The 23,430-nt window shown below is 58.7% G+C and carries 27 protein-coding genes; 14 read left to right on the top strand and 13 right to left on the bottom strand.

The features are described from left to right. Nucleotides 1–29: 29 nt before the first annotated feature. The 13 genes from rem to motA form a co-directional block, all read right to left on the bottom strand. Nucleotides 30–701, bottom strand: coding sequence for a transcriptional activator Rem (rem, locus tag CRO62_RS20490; RefSeq protein WP_097101519.1), 672 nt, complete (start codon nucleotides 699–701; stop codon nucleotides 30–32). Between the two features lie 282 nt (nucleotides 702–983). Continuing rightward, nucleotides 984–1,550: a lytic transglycosylase domain-containing protein gene (locus CRO62_RS20485; RefSeq protein ID WP_019564301.1), complete on the bottom strand. Its 567-nt coding sequence runs from the start codon at nucleotides 1,548–1,550 to the stop codon at nucleotides 984–986. Then, complete coding sequence (locus tag CRO62_RS20480; RefSeq protein WP_097101518.1) at nucleotides 1,498–2,853, bottom strand: flagellar hook-length control protein FliK; 1,356 nt, start codon at nucleotides 2,851–2,853, stop codon at nucleotides 1,498–1,500. Before CRO62_RS20480 ends, CRO62_RS20485 begins: the two co-directional genes overlap by 53 nt. Continuing rightward, nucleotides 2,850–4,127, bottom strand: coding sequence for a chemotaxis protein MotC (gene motC / locus CRO62_RS20475; protein WP_097101516.1), 1,278 nt, complete (start codon nucleotides 4,125–4,127; stop codon nucleotides 2,850–2,852). The genes CRO62_RS20480 and motC overlap by 4 nt, the downstream gene beginning before the upstream one ends. Next, nucleotides 4,124–5,410, bottom strand: a complete 1,287-nt coding sequence (locus tag CRO62_RS20470; RefSeq protein WP_097101514.1) for a MotB family protein — start codon at nucleotides 5,408–5,410, stop codon at nucleotides 4,124–4,126. Before CRO62_RS20470 ends, motC begins: the two co-directional genes overlap by 4 nt. Next, nucleotides 5,407–6,057, bottom strand: coding sequence for a hypothetical protein (locus CRO62_RS20465; protein WP_097101513.1), 651 nt, complete (start codon nucleotides 6,055–6,057; stop codon nucleotides 5,407–5,409). The genes CRO62_RS20470 and CRO62_RS20465 overlap by 4 nt, the downstream gene beginning before the upstream one ends. A 251-nt stretch (nucleotides 6,058–6,308) precedes the next feature. Continuing rightward, nucleotides 6,309–7,601 (bottom strand): flagellin, encoded by a 1,293-nt coding sequence (locus CRO62_RS20460; protein ID WP_065703820.1) that lies wholly within the window; start codon nucleotides 7,599–7,601, stop codon nucleotides 6,309–6,311. Between the two features lie 306 nt (nucleotides 7,602–7,907). Beyond that, the gene (locus tag CRO62_RS20450) at nucleotides 7,908–8,345 is read right to left on the bottom strand and encodes a hypothetical protein (protein ID WP_097101511.1); all 438 of its coding nucleotides are present in this window, start codon (nucleotides 8,343–8,345) and stop codon (nucleotides 7,908–7,910) included. A 5-nt stretch (nucleotides 8,346–8,350) separates the two neighbouring features. Further along, nucleotides 8,351–9,433, bottom strand: coding sequence for a flagellar biosynthesis protein FlhB (gene flhB, locus CRO62_RS20445; protein ID WP_097101508.1), 1,083 nt, complete (start codon nucleotides 9,431–9,433; stop codon nucleotides 8,351–8,353). A 125-nt stretch (nucleotides 9,434–9,558) separates the two neighbouring features. Further along, a complete protein-coding gene (gene fliG / locus CRO62_RS20440) occupies nucleotides 9,559–10,602 on the bottom strand; it encodes a flagellar motor switch protein FliG (RefSeq protein WP_003515095.1) in 1,044 nt (347 codons plus the stop codon). A gap of 27 nt (nucleotides 10,603–10,629) precedes the next feature. Beyond that, nucleotides 10,630–11,169 (bottom strand): flagellar motor switch protein FliN, encoded by a 540-nt coding sequence (fliN, locus tag CRO62_RS20435; protein ID WP_097101507.1) that lies wholly within the window; start codon nucleotides 11,167–11,169, stop codon nucleotides 10,630–10,632. 64 nt (nucleotides 11,170–11,233) lie between these two features. Then, nucleotides 11,234–12,193, bottom strand: a complete 960-nt coding sequence (locus CRO62_RS20430) for a FliM/FliN family flagellar motor switch protein (protein WP_003515092.1) — start codon at nucleotides 12,191–12,193, stop codon at nucleotides 11,234–11,236. Then, nucleotides 12,190–13,062, bottom strand: a complete 873-nt coding sequence (motA, locus tag CRO62_RS20425) for a flagellar motor stator protein MotA (RefSeq protein ID WP_003515090.1) — start codon at nucleotides 13,060–13,062, stop codon at nucleotides 12,190–12,192. Before motA ends, CRO62_RS20430 begins: the two co-directional genes overlap by 4 nt. A gap of 184 nt (nucleotides 13,063–13,246) precedes the next feature. Between motA and CRO62_RS20420 the strand changes: the two genes are divergently transcribed. The 14 genes from CRO62_RS20420 to fliP all read left to right on the top strand — a co-directional run bounded on the left by CRO62_RS20420 (nucleotide 13,247) and on the right by fliP (nucleotide 23,189). Continuing rightward, nucleotides 13,247–14,026, top strand: a complete 780-nt coding sequence (locus CRO62_RS20420) for a DUF1217 domain-containing protein (protein WP_003515087.1) — start codon at nucleotides 13,247–13,249, stop codon at nucleotides 14,024–14,026. A 1-nt stretch (nucleotide 14,027) separates the two neighbouring features. After that, complete coding sequence (gene flgF, locus CRO62_RS20415; protein WP_003515085.1) at nucleotides 14,028–14,762, top strand: flagellar basal-body rod protein FlgF; 735 nt, start codon at nucleotides 14,028–14,030, stop codon at nucleotides 14,760–14,762. An 11-nt stretch (nucleotides 14,763–14,773) separates the two neighbouring features. After that, nucleotides 14,774–16,180, top strand: coding sequence for a flagellar protein export ATPase FliI (gene fliI / locus CRO62_RS20410; protein ID WP_003515084.1), 1,407 nt, complete (start codon nucleotides 14,774–14,776; stop codon nucleotides 16,178–16,180). 3 nt (nucleotides 16,181–16,183) lie between these two features. Beyond that, a complete protein-coding gene (locus tag CRO62_RS20405) occupies nucleotides 16,184–16,756 on the top strand; it encodes a hypothetical protein (protein ID WP_097101505.1) in 573 nt (190 codons plus the stop codon). A gap of 238 nt (nucleotides 16,757–16,994) precedes the next feature. Then, complete coding sequence (gene flgB, locus CRO62_RS20400; protein ID WP_003515082.1) at nucleotides 16,995–17,387, top strand: flagellar basal body rod protein FlgB; 393 nt, start codon at nucleotides 16,995–16,997, stop codon at nucleotides 17,385–17,387. Nucleotides 17,388–17,390: 3 nt separating this feature from the next. Then, the gene (gene flgC, locus CRO62_RS20395) at nucleotides 17,391–17,810 is read left to right on the top strand and encodes a flagellar basal body rod protein FlgC (RefSeq protein WP_003515081.1); all 420 of its coding nucleotides are present in this window, start codon (nucleotides 17,391–17,393) and stop codon (nucleotides 17,808–17,810) included. Beyond that, the gene (locus CRO62_RS20390) at nucleotides 17,807–18,142 is read left to right on the top strand and encodes a flagellar hook-basal body complex protein FliE (RefSeq protein WP_003515080.1); all 336 of its coding nucleotides are present in this window, start codon (nucleotides 17,807–17,809) and stop codon (nucleotides 18,140–18,142) included. The genes flgC and CRO62_RS20390 overlap by 4 nt, the downstream gene beginning before the upstream one ends. 122 nt (nucleotides 18,143–18,264) lie before the next feature. Next, entirely contained in the window at nucleotides 18,265–19,053 is a 789-nt protein-coding gene (gene flgG / locus CRO62_RS20385; RefSeq protein WP_003515079.1) for a flagellar basal-body rod protein FlgG, read from the top strand. A gap of 20 nt (nucleotides 19,054–19,073) precedes the next feature. Then, a complete protein-coding gene (gene flgA / locus CRO62_RS20380) occupies nucleotides 19,074–19,562 on the top strand; it encodes a flagellar basal body P-ring formation chaperone FlgA (RefSeq protein WP_013635474.1) in 489 nt (162 codons plus the stop codon). Next, nucleotides 19,559–20,680 carry a flagellar basal body P-ring protein FlgI gene (locus CRO62_RS20375; RefSeq protein ID WP_003515077.1) on the top strand — a complete coding sequence of 374 codons (1,122 nt, stop codon included), beginning with the start codon at nucleotides 19,559–19,561 and terminating at the stop codon, nucleotides 20,678–20,680. The genes flgA and CRO62_RS20375 overlap by 4 nt, the downstream gene beginning before the upstream one ends. Then, nucleotides 20,677–21,213, top strand: a complete 537-nt coding sequence (locus CRO62_RS20370; protein WP_013635472.1) for a MotE family protein — start codon at nucleotides 20,677–20,679, stop codon at nucleotides 21,211–21,213. The genes CRO62_RS20375 and CRO62_RS20370 overlap by 4 nt, the downstream gene beginning before the upstream one ends. Continuing rightward, a complete protein-coding gene (gene flgH, locus CRO62_RS20365) occupies nucleotides 21,210–21,926 on the top strand; it encodes a flagellar basal body L-ring protein FlgH (RefSeq protein WP_003515062.1) in 717 nt (238 codons plus the stop codon). Before CRO62_RS20370 ends, flgH begins: the two co-directional genes overlap by 4 nt. Nucleotides 21,927–21,954: 28 nt before the next feature. Beyond that, complete coding sequence (locus tag CRO62_RS20360) at nucleotides 21,955–22,455, top strand: flagellar basal body-associated FliL family protein (protein ID WP_013635471.1); 501 nt, start codon at nucleotides 21,955–21,957, stop codon at nucleotides 22,453–22,455. Beyond that, nucleotides 22,452–23,189 carry a flagellar type III secretion system pore protein FliP gene (gene fliP / locus CRO62_RS20355; RefSeq protein ID WP_003515060.1) on the top strand — a complete coding sequence of 246 codons (738 nt, stop codon included), beginning with the start codon at nucleotides 22,452–22,454 and terminating at the stop codon, nucleotides 23,187–23,189. Before CRO62_RS20360 ends, fliP begins: the two co-directional genes overlap by 4 nt. The last annotated feature ends 241 nt before the right edge of the window (nucleotides 23,190–23,430 follow it).

Raw genomic sequence — 23,430 nt, 5'->3', positions numbered from 1 at the left:
GTTTGAAAAAGACCACGCGGATGAATGAATTATTGCCAATCAATGCTGTAACCGAGGAAACGCTTGGAATCGACCGGATCGTAACCGAGCTTCTTGCGCAGCTTCTTACGTAGCTTGCTGATGTGGCTTTCCACGACGTTCTCTTCGACGTCATCATCGAAGATGCCGTAGATGGCATTGAAAATCTGCGCCTTGGAAACGCGGCGTCCGCGATTGACAATCAAATATTCAAGGATGCGGCGCTCGCGCCGCGGCAAGGCAAAGACCTCGCCACCGACTTCGGGATCACGACCGTCGGAGAAAACCCGGATCGGTCCCGCATCGGTGAAATTCGAGATGACCTGCAGGCGACGACGGATCGCCGCCGCACGCGCAAGGATTTCACGGGGGTGAACCGGCTTGCGCACGACATCGTCGACGCCGCTGTCGAACAGCGCCAGCGTCGATTCCAGCGAGGGCTGGTCGCTGACCGCGATCACCGGTGCCGTCGTGCGATCCCTGATCGCCTTTGGCAAGGAGAAGCTCCGGTCGCCCTGACCGATCAGGAATGCCTCTACGGCCGCCAGATCGCTGTCCGCTGCCGTCGAGACCCATTCCCCGAATTCGACCGGATCGAAACCGGTCGAGGGGATGCCCTCACGCCCAAATAGAGAAGTATAGCCGTCTTTAACGAGCTCGCGCTCATCAACCACTACGATCATTCGTCCGCCTCCGAATCAGTGTGGTGTTTTCCAATGCGGCATTGGTACGAATCGGGGGATTCAGCGACAACTGTAGGAAATCATCGATAGATATTAATAATTGATTAACTATTTTGTGCCGATTTGATCTATATATAGTGGTTGTTAACCATATACGGTACAAAATTTTTGTGTAAAAATTTCAAAAATCCGAAAAAATCGCTTGCGGCGCCTTTTTTAGGGCTTTCTCTCGCCACATTTCAAATTGCGAGTCCTTGACCGTATCAAAACAATCAATGGTTGCTATCCGTCGCAGAAATTTTTCGCGTTGGCGGTCCATTTTCCGTAGCCTGTCGCCACCAGATTGGCGATCACCCGGCATACATATTTCTTTTGAGCCGGGTCGTTGTTGGGGCCGGCATGATAGCGGGCGACCGCCATGGTCCAGGTTTCGTGCCTGTTGTGGAGATTGCGCAGGAACATGGCGGCATATTCGACATTGCGGCGCGGATCGAACATTTCACGCGCGGATGTGAAGTTTTCGCCATGGAAATAGTGGTTTATCTGCATGCATCCGAGGTCGATCAGCTTGGCGCCGTTGCGCTTCGCCGTCTCGAAAGTGGTCAACGCCTCCTCGGTGGAGGAGGCAAATACCGGTTTTCCCTCAATATTCATGGCGTTGGGGTCAAGCCGACCCTTGCGACCGGTCTCGGTCAGGCCGACAGAATAGAGAATTCCCTCCGGCACGCCGTATTTACGGGCGGCGGACTGAATTTCCCTTTCACAGACACCTGACGTTGCCGAAGCGGAGGCGTTTTCAGAGGTAAACGCCGTTGTCAGCAGAAGTGCGGGCAGAGCCAAGAGCGCCATCCATGCCTTCATTATGCACCCCCAAATTATCACCATTGCCCTGCCGTCCGCCGCGTGCGCCGGACTCGTCACGGTTGCGCCCTGCGGCGGCCTGTTGGCCCTGCTGCTGCGCCTGCTGATTTTGCTGATTGTTGGCTTGTGTGCCCGTTTGGTCACTCTTGTCAGAAGAAGCAATGCTGATCGTGATGTTATCGACTGTCAGACCCTGCGCCTTGAGGCCCTCAAGGATGCTGTTGCTGTCCTGCTGAAGCTTTTTGTAGGCGGCCACGTTCTCCACCGTCATGTGAACGGCAAGCTCATCGCCGGCAAGACGCAACGACATCGTCACCGATCCCAGCTCGATCGGAGTCATGTGCAGCTTCAGCGTATGGACGACTTTGCCAGTGCTGCTCTGGGCCGCCTCATTGGACAGCGACGACCCGGGCTGCATGGCGCTAACCCATTCAGAATCATTGGCGATGAGGCCGGTCAGAGCCGAGGCGTTGGATGAAGGTGCCAGACCAATGAACCGCCGCGAATCGAGAACGGTAATCGTCTCGGTCGCCTTGCCACTGCTTTCCCGGGCATCGAACTCGACGCGGCCATCGCGCTGAACCGTACTCATATCGAGAGCGCGGGCCGTGCCGGAACGAGGAGATGCGAAGCGGAATGCCGAGGCGTCGCCTTCAGTGCCCGATCCGGATCCGGCTTCGTTTCCGGCAAGCTCGGTCCGTGCGTGCATGTCCTTCGCCAGAGGCTCGGCCTTACCCCTGACCGTTTCGACCTTGTCGGATTTGACATCGGCCTTGCCGGCAATCGCCTGCGCAATTTCCTCAAGGGGCGTCTTGGCTGTCACGATATCGCCGACATTGGCCGTGAGCGTCTGCAGCTCTGCCAGCTTCGGATCGATTGCATCCGCCGCTGTCTGGTTCTCCTTGTCGGCGTCCTTGACCTTCTTGCCAGGTTTGCCGTTTTCAGGCGATGTGTGCGCCGTCTTAATCGCATTCTGAAGCTCCGCCAAGGCCTCGTGACCATGGCCTTCTCCGGAATGGTCCTTGACGATCACGTTCAGGAAGCTCTGGGGCCGCTTGACCGGCACATCCGTCTTTTCAGCATCGTCATCCGGTTGCGCATGCTGCTCCTCAGCCGATCCCGCTTCCTGCTGATGACGCGAATACGGTGCCTGCGGCGGGCGCTCTTCCCTGACCGTCGCGAGGGTGTCGCCGAAACTTCCGCCTTTGGCGTCGTCCCTCACACTGGCGCTGCCAGCGCGCGGATCGTTATATGGTGCATTCACTATCGCGTTGATGGTTGCGTCGATCATGGTGCCCCCTCGCCTTTCTTCAAAAGGCTGTCGATTTCATCGAGCTTACTGCGGCCGCTCGTCACGAGTTGCCGGACGTTCTCGCCCTCATCCTCAGCCTTGTGGTTTTCAACTCTCCATATGCCCTTGGTCTCGGCACTGGCCGCCTCATTCGCGGGCGCGCCCGACCCGGCCCCCTGCCCTGCCATGACACCGGGATCGGCGCCAGGCTGCGGGGAAGGCGGACGAACTACCTGGTCGGCGATTGCCCTTGCCGCGTCCCGCAGGGCCCTGTCGCGATCCGAAAGCTGTGCCTCGGGAATTTGCCCGATTGTTTCAATCGCGCTCACCACATCGGGCGTGCCGATATTGGAGAGGCTTTCATAGAGATTTGCCTGCACTTGCGGCTGATCCGGCATATCCGGCGACAGCGCCTTCGCCTTCAGCGCCGCCATGCGCGCCAGCGAATCCTTGCCGCTGATCGCCGCGAGACGGGACAGGCGCAGATATGCTTCCTTCTGCCTCTCCGCGTCCATCATGGCGAATGTTTCCTCTATCGTGTCGTGCCCGATGGAATCGACACGTTTGACCACCAGTGAGACCAGAAGGTCCGCGAACTGGCTGGCGTAGGGCGAATGCAGGAACCGCCGCGCGTAACGCTGTGCATATTCGACGCCACGCCCGGCATCGCCATCTTCAACGGCGATGGCAAGCGAGCGGCGGAGTGCAGCCTCCTCCACGATGGTACCGGGCGCTTCGAGCCGGGCTATGTCATAGAAACCGAGGGCAGCCACCGGATCGCGTGGGATCGTCACATTACCGCCGATCAGTGCAAGATAGGCGCCAATTCTCGTGCCGCGATACTCCGGCACCATGGCCGCGATGCTCTGCGCGACCAGCGTTCCCTTGCCGGACAGATATTTGCGCAGAATATCGGCGACGCGGCTGTCGAAATTGCCGTCCACATCCCGCGCGACGAGCAATTCGAGCGTGGCCGGATTACCGCCGCTCATCGCGTAGACAAGTGCCGCATCGACATTGCGCGGATCCTTGAATATCGCCGAAGGCGCGCTCTTAAGCCGCTCGTCGATCGTCTGGAGCAGAAACCGCTGCATTTCGGTTGCCGAATGGTCTCCCATGGTGACCGAATCCTGCACGAACTGCAGGGACCGCAACATGGCATAGGGCATGAGGTTGTCTTGCGATTGCGCAAAAACTTTTGCCGGTTCGGCACCGAGACCACACAGTGTCGCCGCAAGAAAAACCCAACGTTTCGAGGATTTCGTCACACTCACCCCCGATCGGCCTCAAGCAGGATTTCGATGCGGCGGTTCGCATTCGCCAGCGGGTCTGCCGGCACCTGCAATCTGCGGTCCGCAAAACCCGAAACCTGTTTCACCCGCTCTTCCGACAGGCCGCCGCGAACCAGCATGTAATAGGCGCTATGCGCGCGGTCCATGGAAAGCCGCCAATTGTCATTGGCCTCACCCTTGAACTGGCGTCCATCGGTATGGCCGCGGATCACCACGCTGCCGCCACGCTCCTGAAGCAACTTGCCGATCTTCTCCATGGCCAGGACCATTTCGCCGCGGGGTACAGCCGATCCGACATTGAACATCGGCGTTTCCGTCTGGTCGGAAATGGTCAACAGCAATCCGCCTTCGGCGGGCGTCACCACCAGACCTTCGGCGAGCTTGCCGCTGATGCCGGATATCTGCTTCTCGATCTCTTCACGCAGCTCGTTGGCCTCTTCCTTCTGCGCAGCAGTACCTTGCTGCTGCTGCTCCGGCTGAGGCTGCGTAAGTGCTGCCTGCTCGGCTGCACCCGGCCGCTGCTGCGGCACCACGGCGGCGACTTCCATGGCCTTGCCGTGATCTGCACCATCGGCTGGCTGCTGAGACGATTTAGCCGCAACCGCTTCATTATCCTTGGCAGCGTCCTGCTGCTTGTTCTCGGCAGATTGCTGCTGTTCGACCGGATTTTGCTGCTGGTCCGCACGTGTGATCTTCACCTGCTGGGTCCAGAAATCGGGATCGAAGGGATCGCGGTAAGCCTCACCGCCGCTCGCACCTGTCGCCGGGCCGGAATCGGCAGCGCCACCCTCGCCCTTGGCGCTGACATTGGCCTGCTGCCCGACCTGCTGGGCAATTTCCGCCAGAACGGAATAGGGATTCTCGAAAAAGTCCGCTTCGGAGAAGTTCGACTGCTCCCCGGTCTGCGAGGTCAGGTCTTCACCTGTCGCAGCGGCCGAACCCTGGGTGACCTTTTCCGCCTTTATGTTGGACTGGTCTTTCTTCTCGACGCCCTCTTCCTTGTCCACGGGCTTTTCCAGCCCCTTGGACGAGGGTTTCTCATCGGACAGCTTTATCGGATTGAAATAGCTGGCGACCGAGGCCTTGGTTTCCTCGTTTGCGGCGTTGACCAGCCACATGACGAGGAAGAACGCCATCATGGCCGTCATGAAGTCGGCATAAGCGATCTTCCACGCGCCGCCATGGGCGCCATCGTGCCCGCCCTTGTGGCGTTTGACGATGATGATCTCGTTCTTGCCGTGGTGGTGATTTTCGCCTTCACTCATTTCATCACCTTGCGAAGACTGGACGCCCAGGCGGACATGCGCGTGACGAACACGCTTTCACCCAACTCAACGGAGAGGTCGATATCCGCCGTCTCGGTAAATTTCATCGTCTCTTCTTCAAAGCCCGGCTGCGTCTTCAGCTGCTCAAACAAATCTTTCGGGCCTTTCACGACAAGGGTCACGGCCTCGCCATCCGGCATGGAAGCGCGAACGACATCGGCAAGCGCCGAAACCGCCTTCAGCGACAGCTCTTCGGTCAGAACCGGGGCAAGGATATTGGCGGTCTGTTCGCTGAGATTGGTCGCGATCGCATCGATGCCTTCACGCAGCCTTAGCGACAGGAAAACGGCAATTTCTTCCAGATAGACGGAACGTAAGCCTTCGAGTTCTGCGGCATGAGCGGCAAGAAGCTCCTCGCGCTCGGCCTGCATTTTTTCCGTTATCTCGCGGGTCGCATCCTCGTGACCACGGGCATAGGCGGCCTGTTTTTCGCTTTCGACGTCGAGCGGCACGAATTCATCGAAACCGGCCGCAATATCGCCAAAACCGGAAATGCCGTCGGCATCCGCCAACGGTTCGCCGAACGTCAGTCCCGCGGGCTGCACGTCACCGAAATCCTTGAGATATCTTGCAATGGACGCGCTCATGCCCGCCCCCGGCAAAACAGGCCAAAGGGGCGAGACATGTTTCGTTGCCTGCGATCAAAGCCGTTTGGCGGCACCACCGTCATCCTTGCTACCCTGCCCGTCTCTTCAATTGTTTCCGGCCGGATCACGCCATGCGATCCACCCGATATTGCCCCGACGTTAGGTGTTCAAACTTGTGCGAGGATGAAGGCGGGCCCCGTTTTCAGAAACCTTGCAACCAACTCCCCCGAACCCGCCGGACCGACACCGGTTTACTTGAAGAGCTGAAGGATGTTTTGCGCGTTGGCATTGGCGATCGAGAGCGCCTGGATGCCGAGCTGCTGCTGTGTCTGCAGAGCCTTCAGCCTGGTCGATTCCTCGTTCATATCCGCATCCACGAGACGGCCGATACCCTTGTCGATCACGTCCATCAGGCTCGAGACGAAGTTTTCCTGCATGTTGATACGGCTCTGTAGTGAGCCGAGACTGGAGGCCGTACTGGTCATGGCTTCGAGCTGCTTGTCGACGAAACTCATCATCACATCGATGGCGTCGGAAGCGGTGTAGTTCGTGGTGCCACCCGAAAAACCGCTCATGGCTGCCGCCACGACATCGAGATTGTCGAGATCGAGCGTGGAGACGGAAAGACCGAGGGATCTGGCAACGGAGGTCGGCGCACCGGTCGTGTCATAGAACCAATCGTTGCTGCCCGTGTCTCGATAGGCAGCCGCGACGGTGGTGGTGCCGCTCGAAGGGTTGGTCGCCGTCACCTTAACCCAGGTATTCTCGGACAAACGAAGATAATTCACCGTTCCATTGCTGTAGACGCTCGGGTCGGTATTCGTATCCGGCGTCGCCGCATTCAGCGTGCCGATTTCCGCGTCCGTCAATTTCTTGACGACGTAACCCGCATTGGTGGTCACGCCGGCTGTCGTCGATGTTTGGGTGATCTGTTGTTCCGTCTTCGCGACAAAAACGGCGCTCTTGTCGAGAATACCGAGTTTTCCGCCGCTGAGGTCGAAAAGCACGGCACTGCCGTCCAGCACATAGTCAACCGTGGTGACGCCGACATTGCCCGAACCGGTGCGCGTGAACGACGCGACGACCTTTTTGGTGATGGGTTCTACAACCGGCGGCGTTCCACCATTGCTGATGCTGGCCTGCAGCCAGTTCTCGCCGGAGAAGGAGGCAGATTCCGACGTGCTCTTCAGCTGTTCCTGAAGCTGCTTGATTTCGTCCTGGATCTTGCCGCGGTCAGCCCCGACGCCATAGGCGGCGACAAGCTTTTCCTTGATTTTCTTGACGACCTCGATCGAGTTCGCAAGGGCGTCATAGGCCGTATCGACCTTGGCGGCGCCCAGTCCCAATGCATCCTGCACGGCCGAGAGCGCTGCATTGTCGGAGCGCATGGTTGTGGAGATAGACCAGTAGGCGGCATTATCCGCCGCCGTTTCGACACGGTAGCCGGACGACACACGCGCTTGCGTCGTCTCGAGATTCTTGTCGATCATGCGCAAGGTTTGCAGCGCGGCCATCGCCGCCGCATTGGTCAAAATGCTGGTCATTGGGTCCACCCAATTGGTACTGTCAGGAAAAATCCGGCGCTGCGCCGAAAACGAGCAGAGGCATCATGCGCATCAGCGATGGTAAAAAGAGCCACCGCGACCTGCCGTTCGTTAACAAATCGTTAATTCGATAGGTATCAAACAACAACGCTGATTTGCAAGGCGTTCCTTGTCTTCAAAGGCCGGTTTTGCATAAACCGGCACGCTTCAGGCAAGGTCGGGCGAAAAAGTGCCCGAATAAAGCCATTGCGCCCGCGAATTCGGAAGGCGCAATGGATAATATATGAAAATGTCCGCTGGACTGGTTCAGGCCGCTTCGCCCTGGCGGGCCGGCACGAATCGGGCAGCCGTCAGGCTCTGACGGAGAAATTCGGTGTTCTCGTCCGGATTTTCCGAAGGGTTCTGAAACGAAACATGATTGATCTCGACCGCCGCATGCTCGTTGGCCAGAATCAATTGCGCATAAACCGTGGCGCCGTGCGGTTTCAGTTCGAGATCGAGCACGATCTCCGGCGCCCCTTCCCATTCGAGCCTGTATTCGCCACCGGCACCGAAATTGATCGTGCCCGGATGATAATAAAGCTCCGCGGCCGACGAGACGAGGTCGGCAATGCTGCCGTAGCACTCGAATCTGAGCAATGAAATCAGGTCGGCCGGATCGAGCAGGCGCAGTTCGGTGGCGATCGGGTTGATCGCCTCTGCGACGATCATTTCCCGCTTTTCAGAATAGGCGGATTTTTTCATTGGTTTTATTGAACCCGTATTTTCGATGACTTCATGGCGTAAACCCGATGAACGAGCTCAGCCACAGCCTTGTAAAAAGCTGGTGGAATCACACTATCGATCGAGACTTGCGCAAACATGGAGCGTGCGAGCGGCGGATCTTCAAAAACGGGGATATTATTTTTTTCCGCAATCTCGCGGATTTTCAATGCGATAAGGTCCTGACCCTTGGCAACGACGACAGGCGCGTCGCCTTCTTCGCGAACGTAACGCAACGCCACTGCAAAGTGTGTCGGGTTGGCAATCACCAGTGTCGCGCGCGGCACATTGTCGATCATGCGGCGGCGGGCACGGTCACGGGCGACCGAACGCTGGCGGGCTTTGACCACCGGGTCGCCCTGCGATTGCTTGTATTCTTCCTTCACCTCATGCTTGGTCATTTTCAGCTGGCTGAACCAGTGGTGGCGCGTCCACAAAAGGTCGACGGCGGCAAGCAGCGCGGTCGAAACGAGAATCACGACCATCATCTTTTTGGTGAGCTCGACAACCCTGACGAAAATGACCTGCGGGTCGGAGAACATCAGGTCGATGAGACTGTAGAAATCGCCGCGCAGAGACAGGAACATGATGATCGAAACGATCAAGATCTTGAACAGCGATTTGCCGAATTCCACAAATCCCTGCTTGCTGTAGATGCGGCCGAACCCCTTTGCGGGCGAGATGCGCGACCATTGCGGACGCACCCTCTCAAGCACCGGCGACGGCAGGTTCTGGAAAAACGAGGAGGCAAGGCCGAAGACGATGAACATGATCATGGCCGGCATGAGCAGATAGGCCATGGACGTGCCGAGGAAATAAAGCAGCGACAGGGCGTCCGGCCTAGTGCTGAGGTTCCATTGTTCGGGCTGGCCGAACAGGTCCTTCAGCGTTACGCCGAGGCGACCGGCGCTGTCAGGCAAAAAGAAAACCAGATAGCAGTAAAAGGCGAGCGACGAAGCAAAGATCGGCACCTCGCGGGAAAAGGGAAGATTGCCCTTTTCCGCCGCATCACGGAGTTTTTTCTCCGTTGGGTCTTCTGTTTTACTGTCCTTGTCCTGATCGTCTGCCAAGGCACGTTCCCGGGATAAAAAAGGCCCGCCGATCGCGGCAGGCCGTCATTCCGAAACTAGCTCCCGAGACCGGCCATCGCAATGGCCGGCATGACCTGTAAGGCGGGTTATCAACCGGCTTCCGCTCAGGCTGCTGCGGATTGTTCCTCTGTGGAGGCTTCCTTCAGCTGGATCTGGCCGGAATTGGCAAGCCGGATCGCTTCCTGCGCCACGGCGCGGCGTGCAATCGCCACCTCGCGGGTGTTGATGGAAGCCTGCGGCACAGCGAGGTCCGATTCGATCATGCGGCGCTGGCGCGGGCTGATGCTGGAGAGCACACATTCCTTGATTTCCATGGTTGCGCCACGCAGCGCCATGGTGAGAACGTCCGCCGAGACATCGTTTAGCAGCAGGACGCGGCTGCGCTGCGGCATGAACATGAGATCGTCGAAGAGGAAGATCTTCGGCTTGACCTTGTTGGCAGCTTCCTTGCTGAGCGTTTCGAGCGAGCTGAGCAGCGTATCGACCTGCGGCTTTTCCATTTCGTTCATCAGGTCGGCAACCTTCGTGGAACCGCCCGCATTGCGCTCTGCTTCGATCTCGTTGATGAGGTTGACCACACGCTTCTCGATGATCTGGGCAGCCGTGGGGCTGACTTCCTTCATGTTCACCGTGCGGTTCATGATATCGGCGCGCTGCTCTTCGGGAATGGTCAGAAGGACCTTGGCACCGAAGGACGAGGGCAGCATGGAGAGGATATATGCGATGGTCTGGGGATGCTCGCGCAGCAGGAACTTGCCGACGAATTCCGGCTCCGCTTCCTGCAGGCGATCCCAGATCGACGCTTCATAGGCCTGGAAGGCTGCACGACGGCCGAGAAGGCTGTCCACCTCCTCCGGTGTCAGGCCCTCTTCGAGAATGCTTTCAATCGCCTTGGCATTGTCCATCAGACCCGTTCCTTCCGTGAACAGGTCTTCGAACTCCGCCACGATCTGGGCGAGTTCGTCAGGGGGAATGACACGCAGCGTCTGGGCCGAGGAAATGATCATCTGCAATTCGTGCTGCGTGAAAAATTTCAGCAGCTTGCCGGCGACGCCCTTGCCCATGGCAAGAAGCACCGCGGCCGCCTTGTCGGCCTGAGACAACGGCTTCCCTGCCAGCGGGTTACCGAAATCCTCGAAGTCCATCATGGTCTTTCCTCTCCGTCCCCACAGGGATCAGGCTTTTCTCGTACTCATTACTTCAATCAATTTTACGCCGAAGCGCGTATCGTCGTCTTCAAGTACCGTTATTTCACCGCGCGCAATACGGCGGCCATTCACCATGATCTCGACCGGTTCACCGATCTTGCGGTCAAGCGCGATCGTTGCACCCTCTTCAAGGCTCATCAGACCCGAGACGAGCATGCGGCTGGTGCCGAGAACGATCTGGACATCGATCGGGATATCCATGATCAGGTCCATATTGTCGGACAGGCCGCTGCCGAGCGGCGCCTTGATGCCCGCGACCTGTGGGGTGGCCGCGAAATCGTTCATCGCAAAATCGCCCGCTCCGCCACCGAACGCGGAAAGGTCGCTGTCGGCGGAAGCGTCGTCAACGCTCCCGAAATCCCCGAAGTCGCCAAAGTCGGACAGCGAACCTTCCGCATCCGTCTTGAGGACGCCACGCAGATCGCCGATAGCCTGGTCGAGCTCACCGCCATCTTCAAGCGACGACAGCGCCATATCATCGGTCACAGGAGTTTTCTTCGTAGCCATGCGCTGATTATTCCCTTTGAAACTTGCGTCAGCCTGCCCAGAACCCAAAAAAGGTGGACAGGTTTTAACCCATCAGATGTCGCAAGATCTCGTCGTCCGTGCTGACATTGTTCTTTACCCGAACCATGTAGCGGTCGCCGGACTTGCCGAATTCACAATTATAGAGCTTGGAGCCGTTGGCACTGACCTCGACGCCGATGTCGTCCTGCTTCAGATCCTGAAACGGAATGACGTCGCCGGCCACCAGCCTGGAGATCGTCCGCAGGGTCAAGGTTTCGAGCTTGATGCGCGCCTCAAGCGTTACCTGCGATCTCTTCACCTGCTCAGAGATCAAATCCACCCATTCCGCCTGCTTCTTCAGCGCCTGGGCTGAAGCCTTGGGAGCGGCGATGGAGGTCTTGAGCAGGGGCCGCTGCGGCACGATCAGCGCGAATTCCGAAGAAACCTTGCCGATGGCGATCTTCATGCGGACTGTCACGCCGTAGAGGCCGGCGATCATCTCCTCGAACGCGCTTTTTCCATTGGCCGTAAAGGGCGGGTCGATCGTCGCCTCGAAACCGCCCGGCGCGTTGACGCCCGACCGCAAGACACCCCCGATGCGCCCGAGAACCATGGCCGCCAGGTCGAGTTCGATGTGGGACAGGCTGCGCTCGTCCGGCTCGCCGATGGTGTCGGCGGCGGCGCCCAGCATGCGCTCCATGAGCGCGATGACGAAGCCGTTGCCGACCGCCATCATGAAATTGGGGCACCAGTTGCGCAGAGAACAATCCGCAACCGAGAAATTGCCGCCGATATTGGCGATGAGATCGGTCATCAGCCCCGATTCGGAGCCGATATATTCGACGTCTATCGCAATGCCGGTCTCGCTGTGAAAGATATCAGGCAGGAATTCGCTGTAGAGATGGCCGATATCGGAACCGACCTTCGCGATTGTCTTGCGGTCGGAAAGCCCGCCCGTAAGTTTCGCGAGCAGCGACGTGTCGATGACGGGTGCTCTTTGCTGTGCAGCTTTAGCCATGGTCATGCCGCCTTGTTTTCGCCGCCGGGGTTCATCATCTCCTGTTCGACGGCGTCGATGGACGGACGCTCGTAATTGGAGATGGTCTTGCGCCCGTATTCAAGCGCGACCTGCGGCACCGAGCCGTTCATGTAGGCGATCAGCGTCTGCTTGACGATGATGTAGAGGCGGTGCTGCTTGGTGCGGACGATCTTGACCTGCGAAGCGAGCGGGTTGCAGATCGAATAGGACAGGATGATGCCGAGCATGGTGCCCACCAGTGCGGCGCCGATGAGGCCGCCCAGCACTTCCGGTGATTCGTTGATCTTGCCCATGGCCTTGATGACGCCGAGAACCGCCGCGACGATACCGATGGCTGGGAAGGAATCGCCCATGGTGGTGATCGCGTGGTAAGGTTTCAGCTTGTCGTGCAGGATGGTCTCGATTTCCTCGTCCATCAGCGCTTCGATTTCGTGGCTGCGCGCGTTGCCGATGATGATGAGGCGGACGTAGTCGCAGATGAACGACGTCAGCTCCTTGTTCTTCAGCACCGAGGGTGCGCTCTGGAAGATCGAGGATTCTTCCGGATTGTCGATATGCGCCTCGATCTCGTTGCGCGATTTCGTGCGCAGGTCGCGCATCAGCGAGTAAAGTACGCCGAGTACGTCGAGATAGTTGCGCTCCTTCGGGACCGAGTGCTTGAAGGCCTCGCCGAGCGCCTTGCCCGAATCCTTCACGACCTTCATCGGGTTCGCCATGATGAAGCCGCCGAGGCCGGCACCGCCGATAATCAACAATTCGAACGGCTGAACCAGCACGTCCAGATGGCCGCCCATCGCCATGTAGCCGCCGATGATGCAGCCGAAGGTGATTATAAGTCCAATTACAATATTCATTGATCGACCACGCCCGAACAGTGTTCCATGCCGCCATCTCTAGAAAATGTGGCTTGCGTGAACCTGTCCGCGAGGCCTCGTTCCCTCACCGCCGCAGCCAGTTTCGCACAAGCAACATCCGGCATTATCCCGACAAAGGCGGACGTGCGCCTTGGTATCGGGATCAAACGAGAGCGGCGGTTCAGTGACTTCCACCTACACCAGCTACAGACTGATCAGTCAGGACATCGGCAAATCGCTTGAGCGTGTGTCGAAGCAACCCGACGTGGCGCGCGAAACCGAATATTACCGGTCGAAGATCGGCAGCGTGAAATCCGTCGACGACTTCATGGCCGATACCCGTCTTTACAATTATGCGCTGAAAGCCAACGGCCTCGAAGACATGGCCTATGCGAAAGCCTTCATCCGCAAGGTGCTGACCGAAGGCACGGCCGACAAGAACGCCTTCGCCAACAAGCTTTCCGACAGCCGCTATTCGGACCTTGCGAAATCGCTCGACTTTGCAAGTCTCGGTGCAGCGGCAACTGCGACCGAAGCGGCCCAGTCCGGCATCATCAGCAAATACACCCGCCAGACGCTGGAGCAGGAGGCGGGCGGCGACAATAACGGTGTGCGGCTTGCTCTTTATTTCGAGCGCAAGGCACCAACGATCAAATCGGGTCTCGATTTTCTGGCCGACGACGCGCTCGCGCAGGTGTTCCGCACCGCCTACAACCTGCCTGACGAAATTGCGGCAGGAAGCGTCGAAAAACAGGCCGCGCTCATAGAAAAATCCATCAATATCAAGGATCTGCAAAATCCTGAAAAGGTCGGCAAGCTGCTCGAGCGTTTCACCATCATGTGGGAAATGCAAAATCCCTCGACGACCTATGATCCTCTGGCCGTTTTCGGCTCCTCCAGCGGCTACGGCATTTCCCCCGACCTGCTGATCTCCATCAACTCCCTGAAACTCGGAGGCAAATGATATGCAATCCGGACTATACGTCGCCCTTTCCTCGCAGATTGCGCTGGAGCGTCGTCTCACCACCATTTCCGACAATATGGCGAATGCGAACACGGTGGGTTTCCGCGGTTCCGAAGTGAAATTCGACGAAATGGTCGCCAAGAACCACAATGACATGAATGCCAAGGTGGCGTTCGTATCGCAGGGTAACGACTATCTCTCCACCCGTCAGGGCGCTTTCGAACAGACCGGCAATAGTTTCGATTTCGCCATCAAGGGCGATGCCTGGTTCGCGATGGACACACCCGACGGCCAGATCCTGAGCCGCGACGGGCGTTTCACCATGCGTCCGGACGGCGCGCTCATCTCTTCAAGCGGTTATCCGGTTCTCGACGCTGGCGGCGGTCCCATCCAGCTCAATGCGAATGGTGGCCCGATAACCGTCAGTCTCGATGGTGCTATCAGGCAGAACGACAACATCGTCGCCACGCTCGGCATCTTCCAGGCGGATTTCTCGAAAGGCTTCCTGCGCCATCCCAATAGCGGCGTTAAGCCCGTGGCCCCGCCGACGCCGGTCGTCAACAATCACGAGGTCGGCGTCGTTCAGGGTTATCTCGAGCAGTCGAACGTCAACGGCATTTCCCAGATGACCCAGCTCATCCAGGTCAACCGGGCCTTCGAGAGCATTTCGTCGCTGATGCGCGATACCGAATCCACTTTCGGCGATGCCATCAAGACGCTTGGCGGCGCACGTTAAGGAACTGAGCGATGACAATGCCGGAATCCACGCTCACGGTCGAGGCGATTTCACCGAAGCTCGCCCAGCTGGCCAGCCTTGCCGGGCACTATGCCGATCCGGAGTTTTCGGTGGCGCCGGGCGGCCATGTCCGCACCATCGCCGCCGGACATTACACGGTTTCCGGCCTGTCGCGGCATGTGAGGCTGGGCGAGTTCGTCGCCCATCGCAGCGCGACCGGCATCCATCTCGGCGAAGTCGTGCGCGTGGAACCCGATATCTGCTACGTCTGCCCCATTGAACCGGGCGAGCCGATTGGCATTCACGACACCGTCATCCGCAAGGGTGCCTTCCGCGTTGCGCCTGACGACAGCTGGTGCGGCCGCACCATCAATGCGCTTGGCGAACCCATCGATGGCAAGGGTCCGCTTGCATCAGGCACGGAGCGCCGTCCGATTTCCAGCAATGCACCGCCGTCGATGACGCGCAAGCGGGTGGAGACGCCCTTCAAGACCGGCGTCCGGGCAATCGATATTTTCTCGCCTCTCTGCCTTGGCCAGCGTCTCGGCATTTTTGCGGGCTCAGGCGTGGGCAAATCCACGCTCCTATCGATGCTTGCCAAGGCCGATGCCTTCGACAAGGTCGTCATCGGACTTGTCGGCGAGCGCGGTCGCGAAGTACGCGAGTTCATCGAGGATACGATGGGCGAGAATATGGGCAAGTCCGTCGCCGTTGTCGCGACCAGCGACGAAAGCCCGATGCTGCGCAAGATGGCGCCGCTTTCGGCCGTCACCATTGCCGAATATTTCCGTGACAGGGGCGACAACGTCCTTCTTATCATCGACAGCGTGACCCGTTTTGCCCATGCGATCCGCGAAGTGGCGGTCGCTTCGGGTGAACCGCCGGTGGCACGCGGCTATCCGGCCTCGGTCTTCACCGAATTGCCGCGCCTTCTTGAGCGGGCGGGACCCGGCGCCGAAGGCAGCGGTACCATCACCGCCATCGTCTCCATTCTGGTGGACGGCGACAACCACAACGATCCGATTGCCGATTCGACCCGCGGTATTCTCGACGGCCACATCGTGCTGGATCGCAGCCTGGCGGAAGAAGGCCGCTATCCTCCGATCAATCCACTGGCCTCGATCTCGCGTCTCGCCAAGAAGGCATGGACACCGGATCAGGAAAAGCTGGTGTCGCGTCTGAAAGCGCTGGTGCACCGCTTTGAGGAAACGCGGGATCTGCGCCTCATCGGCGGTTATCGACCCGGCACCGATCCCGATCTCGACATGGCGGTGAAACAGGTTCCGATCATCTATGAAACGCTGAAACAGCTTCCGAATGAACCGGCGGCGCAGGACGCCTACGCCGATCTGGCGACCGCGTTGCGCGGTGGAGTGCAAAATAATCAGCCACAGGTAAACCCGAGAATGAGAGGCTGACCCGTGAAAAAGAAACAGATCGACAAGATCGACGATAGCGACCTCGAGAACGTACAGCCGCAGCCTCCCTTCTTCACGCCCGACCGTATTCTGGCGTGGACGGGAATAGGACTTGCCGCCGCCGCCGCATTTTTCCCCTGGTACGTGTTCTTCAACGAGGACAAGTTTGGAATGAGGGTGGCAGACGGCGACCGCACGCGCGACCTGCCCCATACCGGTCCGCGTGAAGTCTTCAGCGTTTCGCCCCTCGCCATGACTAATCGCAACAAGGAAGACGTGCCTGCGCCCGGCGAATTGCCGGACATGCTGACGACGGCGACGGTCAGCGAAAAGGGTAAGGAGAAGCAGAACAATCTCGCCGCAGGGCTTGAAGACCAGCCCTTCCCCGGCCAGACCTCCTTCCGCCTGCTGCATGTCTCCAACGGCCGCGCCCTCATCGAGGACGGATCGGGCATGTATATGGTGCGGGTGGGCTCCACATTGCCCGACAATGCGCGCCTGACCAAAATCGAGCAGCGCGACGGCGAGTGGATGATAGAGACCTCTTCCGGTAAAACCTATCATCCCGAGAAGTAGTCAGACCGGCACTCTGCTGAAGTTTGCTGCCGTCGCCGGATCCAGTCCGGCAGGACGGAGACGTCTTCACAATTCACTATTCGATCCAAGGGCGTGCCGCATTTGCCGGCGCGCCATTTTTGTTTTCCCAATCGCCTCCGGGATCAGATTCTCCAGTGCTTCCGCACCTCCGCCCCTCCCCGCAAGTCTGACGCAAGATTAGCACCGTAGGTTCGGGCCATACGAGATGGAGAAGTCTATGCAACCGATTCAACTGTTCGATCTGGCCTCCCGCCAAGCGGAATGGCTGAGCGTGCGGCAGGAAGTCGTGGCGACCAACATCGCCAACGCCAACACACCCAAGTTTCACGCCAAGGATGTCAGTCCTTTCGAAGCGGTCATGCAGGCCACCAGCCAGCAGGTCGGCATGGCGAAGACCCATCCCGCCCATTTCGGTGCGAGCGAGCTCAGCGAAAATATCGCGGTGCGCGACAACCCGATCAATAACGAGATCGGCATGCAGGAGTCCGGCAATTCGGTCGCGCTTGCTGAGGAAATGACCAAGACCGGCGAGATCAAGCGGCAATACGACCTGAACGCCAGTCTCGTCAAATCCTTCCATCGCATGATGCTGATGACGGTAAAGAGGTAAACCATGGATCCCTTGAGTGCGGCGAGCAAGATCGCGGGCAGCGGCCTGGAAGTGCAGTCCACCCGACTGCGCATCGTTTCGGAAAACATTGCCAACGCAAGATCGACCGGCGACACGCCCGGCGCCGACCCCTATCGCCGCAAGACCGTGACATTCGGCTCCGAGCTCGACCGCGTAAGCGGCGTGCAGCGCGTGACGGTAAAGAAGCTTGGCGTCGACCGTGGCGATTTCGTCCACGAATACGACCCCGGCAATCCGGCTGCCGACACCAGCGGCATGGTCAAGATGCCGAACGTCAACGTCCTGATCGAAATGGCGGATATGCGCGAAGCCAACCGCAGCTACGACGCCAACCTTCAGGTCATCCGCCAGACACGCGACCTCGTCGCCTCCACCATCGACCTTCTGAAAGCATCGCAATGATCGACGGCATCAAACAACTCGGTTCCCTCTCGCTCACGCGTGGCACGAGCAACGTCTCTTCGCTGACCGACAGCATTTTCGGCAGCCAGCAGACGACGCCTGCCCAGCAGACAGGCGCAAGCTTCGCAAGCGTTCTCGGCAATATGTCGACGGATGCAATGAACAACCTGAAGAAGGCGGAAGTGGCCTCCTTCGAAGGTATTCAGGGCAAGGCGAATACACGCGAAGTGGTCGATGCCGTGCTTTCGGCCGAGCAGTCGCTGCAAACGGCCATCGCGTTCCGCGACAAGATCGTGTCGGCCTATCTCGATATTACCAAGATGCAGATCTAGAGCGCGTCCGGTTTGAAGCCAATCGTTGGCCGCGCTCTAGGCCTTTGTTTTTAAGCACTTTCCGGACGTAGATCCGCTCCGCGTTTTTACTGGAAATGCTCTAGCCCCGCAGGAAAAATGACATGAGAGCTCTTGCCATCGCTGCCACCGGTATGGACGCCCAGCAGACCAATCTGGAAGTCATTGCCAACAACATCGCCAACATCAACACCACCGGCTACAAGCGCGCGCGTGCAGAGTTTACCGATCTTCTGTACCAGACCGAGCGCATGCAGGGCGTGCCGAACCGCGCCAACCAGGCGATCGTGCCTGAGGGAGCCAATATCGGCCTCGGCGTGCAGACTTCCGCGGTGCGCAACATCCACACCCAGGGTAACCTGATCGAAACCGGCAACAAGCTCGACGTGGCAATCATCGGCCAGGGCTGGTTTCAGATCGAGGCGGCCGACGGTTCGACGCTCTACAGCCGCGCCGGCGCCTTCAACAAGAATGCTGACGGCAACCTCGTGACGGTTGATGGCTACAATGTCATCCCGAACATCAATATCCCGACCGACGCGCAGGACATCACCATCACCCGCACGGGTCAGGTGACCGCCCGCATCGGCAACGCTGCGGATTTCACTGAACTCGGCCAGTTGACCATCGCCAACTTTGCCAACGAGGCGGGCCTGAAGCCGCTCGGCGACAACCTTTTTTCCCAGACGCCGGCCTCCGGCGCCGCCGTTATCGGCGTGCCTGACGATCCGAGCTACGGCTACATCAAGCAATCCTACCTGGAAGGCTCGAACGTCGATGCCGTCAAGGAAATTACCGACCTCATCACGGCGCAGCGCGCCTACGAGATGAATTCCAAGGTCATCACCACCGCTGACGAAATGGCTTCGATTGTCAGCAAGAACCTGAAGTAAGAACGGAAAGGCAGGCGGACATGAGGTTTGGCCGGAAACATAGCAGCTGCAGAACGGCACTCGTCCGTATGTGCCTTGCGTCTGCCTTTTCACTGGGTGCCATGGCACCCGCTTTTGCACAGGCACCGACGGCGCTGGTTCCTACTCGCACGATCTATCCGGGCGAGACGATCACGCCCGAACAGGTGAAGCCGGTGGAAGTGACCAACCCCAACATTTCCGCTGGTTACGCGAGCGATATCAGCGAAGTGGAAGGCATGATCTCCAAGCAGACATTGCTTCCCGGCCGCACAATCCCCATTGCAGCGCTTCGTGAACCGTCACTTGTGGTGCGCGGCACGAGCGTCAAACTCGTTTTCCACATCGGCAACATGACGCTGATGGCGTCCGGAACGCCCATGAGCGACGGCTCGCTCGGCGAGGTCGTAAGGGTACGCAACATCGATTCCGGCGTGATGGTCAGCGGTACCGTCATGAAGGACGGAACCATTCAGGTTATGGCGAAATGAAAGTGCTTCGTATCCTCTGTGCGGCTCTGGTCATTTCGGCCCTGCCCTTCATCTCGACGCCGCCAGCCCAGGCAGACACGTCCCGTATCAAGGATATCGCATCCCTGCAGGCCGGACGCGACAACCAGCTGATCGGATATGGTCTCGTCGTGGGCCTACAAGGCACCGGCGACAGCCTGCGCTCTTCACCCTTCACCGAACAGTCCATGCGCGCCATGCTGCAGAACCTCGGCATCACCACGCAGGGCGGCCAGTCCAATGCCAAGAACATCGCCGCCGTGATGGTCACGGCCAACCTGCCGCCATTCGCCAGTCCCGGCAGCCGTGTAGACGTGACGGTCAGCTCGCTCGGCGACGCCTCCTCGCTTCGCGGCGGCAACCTCATCATGACATCGCTTTCCGGTGCAGACGGGCAGATCTATGCGGTCGCGCAGGGAGCACTGATCGTCAACGGCTTTTCGGCACAGGGCGATGCAGCGACATTGACGCAGGGCGTCACGACTTCGGCGCGCGTGCCGAACGGCGCGATCATCGAGAGGGAACTGCCGTCGAAATTCAAGGATTCCGTCAATCTGGTCCTTCAGTTGCGCAATCCCGATTTTTCGACCGCGGTGCGCGTCGCCGATGTCGTTAACGCCTTTGCCCGCGCCCGTTACGGCGATGGCATCGCCGAACCGCGCGATTCGCAGGAAATCTCGGTGCAGAAGCCCCGTACCGCCGACCTGACCCGGCTGATGGCGGAAATCGAAAACCTGACGGTCCAGACGGACACGCCGGCGAAAGTCGTGATCAACGAGCGCACGGGCACGATCGTCATCGGCGCGGATGTACGCATTTCCCGCGTGGCGGTGAGCTATGGAACGCTGACCGTGCAGGTGACGGAATCGCCGCAGGTCATCCAGCCAGCGCCCTTCTCGCGCGGAGAGACGGCGGTGCAACCGCAGACGGATATCATGGCACTGCAGGAAGGCAGCAAGGTCGCCATCGTCGAAGGCCCTGACCTTCGCACGCTGGTTGCCGGTCTCAACAGCATCGGGCTCAAGGCGGACGGCATCATCGCCATTCTGCAAGGCATCAAATCCGCCGGCGCCCTTCAGGCGGAGCTCGTGCTGCAATGATGGAACTTCAGAAGAAAACTGCTTTCAGGAATGGCTTTACCCGGTTCGCGGCCGTTGCCTCGCTGCTTTTCCTGCTGCCCGCCGCCGGCGCCGAAAGCCAGCAAAACGTGGTGTCCGAACTCAGCACGCAGGATGAAATCCAGAAATTCTGCACCAATATTGCCGACGCGGCCCGCGACCAGCGTTATCTCATGCAGAAGCAGGAGCTGGAAAAGCTTCAGGCCGACGTCAACGAGCGCATTTCCGCGTTGCAAGACCGCAAGGCGGAATATGAGGACTGGCTGGCACGCCGCAATCATTTCCTCGAGCAGGCGAAAAGCAATCTGGTCGATATCTACAAGACGATGAAGGCGGATGCCGCAGCACCGCAGCTCGAAAAGATGCATGTGGAAATCGCGGCTGCCATCATCATGCAGCTTCCGCCGCGCCAATCGGGCCTCATCCTCAGTGAAATGGATGCTCAGAAAGCCGCAATCGTCGCCGGCATCATGTCGCAGGCAATCGACAAAAACACTTCGAAGGATCCTTCATGACCCCGCGTCTTCCGGCCCTCCTCCTGCCGCTTGCCCTGCTTGCCGGCTGCCAGAACAACCAGACCCTGAAGGAAATCGGCAATGCTCCCGCGATGAGCCCGATCGGCAGCGGCCTGCAATTCAGCCAGACGCCGCAGATGGGCATGTATCCGAAGCAGCCGAAGCACATGGCGAGCGGCTATTCGTTGTGGAGCGACAGCCAGGGTGCGCTGTTCAAGGATCTACGTGCGCTCAACATCGGCGACATCCTGACCGTCAACATCCAGATCAACGACAAGGCCGATTTCGACAACGAAACCGAGCGCAACCGCACCAATTCCAGCGGCCTGAACTGGAAGGCAAAGGCGGAAATCTTAGGTTGGACGCCGGAGGCAGATTCCAACATCAAATACGGCTCCGACACAGACACCCAGGCCAAGGGCAAGACCAAGCGTTCCGAAAAGCTGACGCTGATGGTGGCGGCCGTGGTGACCGGCATTCTCGAAAACGGCAACCTCATCATCAGCGGTTCGCAGGAAGTGCGCGTGAATCACGAAATCCGCATCCTCAACGTCGGCGGTATCGTCAGGCCGCAGGATGTCGATGCGCAGAACATGATCTCCTACGAGCGCATCGCCGAGGCGCGCATCTCCTACGGTGGTCGCGGCCGCCTGACGGAAGTGCAGCAACCCCCGGTCGGTCAGCAGGTCGTCGACCTGTTCTCGCCGCTCTGACGCCGACATGCGAAAGCGGGACTGACCCATGGAAAACGAACAGACTGAGGGCAAGAAAAAATCCTCGCCGATGGTCATGACCATCGCTGGCGTTGCAATCCTCACCCTGCTGGGTGCGGGCGGCGGCTGGTTCGTGGGCGGCATGGTCGCCCCGAAGATCGCCGGCGCCGAGGCGCATGCCCCGGCTGCCGCCGGTGAACATGGCGAGAAGAAGGGCGAGGGTATCGATAAAATCCCGGCCGAGGCGAACGGTATCGTCCAGCTCGATCCCATCACCACCAACCTTGCATACCCTTCCACGAACTGGGTGCGGCTTGAAGTGGCGCTGATGTTCAAGGGTCCGGTCGAGGTCAATCTCGCGGAGGATATCCATCAGGATATCATGGCCTACGTCCGCACCGTTTCCCTTCAGCAGCTGGAAGGGCCACGCGGCTTTCAATATCTTAAGGATGACATTCAGGAACGAGTTGACCTGCGCTCTCAAGGGCGCGTATCCAAGGTCATGTTCCGGACCTTTGTCATCGAATGATTCGATTTCTTGTTACCATCGCTGTTCTTCTCGCTTTGCCGGGCCTTGCCAACGCCCAGCAATTTCCGACCGATCTGTTCAATACACAGATAGACGGATCCGTCGCCGCATGGATCATCCGCACCTTCGGCCTTTTGACGGTCTTGTCAGTCGCGCCGGGCATCCTGATCATGGTCACGAGCTTTCCGCGCTTCGTGATCGCCTTTTCGATCCTGCGCTCCGGCATGGGGCTTGCCTCGACCCCGTCGAACATGATCCTCTTGTCGATGGCGATGTTCATGACCTTCTACGTCATGTCGCCGACCTTCGATAAAGCCTGGACAGACGGCGTGCAGCCTTTGTTGCAGAACCAGATCAACGAACAGCAGGCCATTGGGCGCATCGCCGAACCCTTCCGTACCTTCATGAACGCCAATACGCGCGACAAGGATCTGAAGCTGTTCGTCGATATCGCCCGCGAGCGCGGACAGGTCGTGATGACCGACAATGTGGTCGACTACCGCGTGCTCGTTCCGGCCTTCATGCTTTCGGAAATCCGGCGCGGTTTCGAGATCGGTTTCCTGATCATCCTGCCGTTTCTGGTCATCGATCTCATCGTCGCCACCATCACCATGGCCATGGGCATGATGATGCTGCCACCCACCTCGATTTCCTTGCCGTTCAAGATCCTTTTTTTCGTGCTGATCGACGGCTGGAACCTGCTGGTCGGCAGCCTTGTGAGATCGTTCAACTGACGGCAATTGTGCCGAAATAATCTTCGTTAATCCTGTTTGTTAACCCCGCACCCCCACGGCTGCGGGGTTTTCGCGTTTTAACCCTTTGGTTACCGTTTTTGCTAGGGGTCGGATAACTATAATTTTAAATTAAAAACTTACCAATTAAATATACTTCGCAGTAACCATAAGTATTTTCTAGTATTTCTTAATGCTCAAATTAACAATTGGGCAATTCTTTGCTGCCAAATTCTCCCTACAC

It is taken from the genome of Rhizobium sp. AN6A (assembly GCF_900215635.1).
Lineage (GTDB): Bacteria > Pseudomonadota > Alphaproteobacteria > Rhizobiales > Rhizobiaceae > Agrobacterium > Agrobacterium tumefaciens.
Note: the sequence above shows the minus strand (reverse complement) of the source record. Positions and strands in the feature narration are given on the sequence as shown.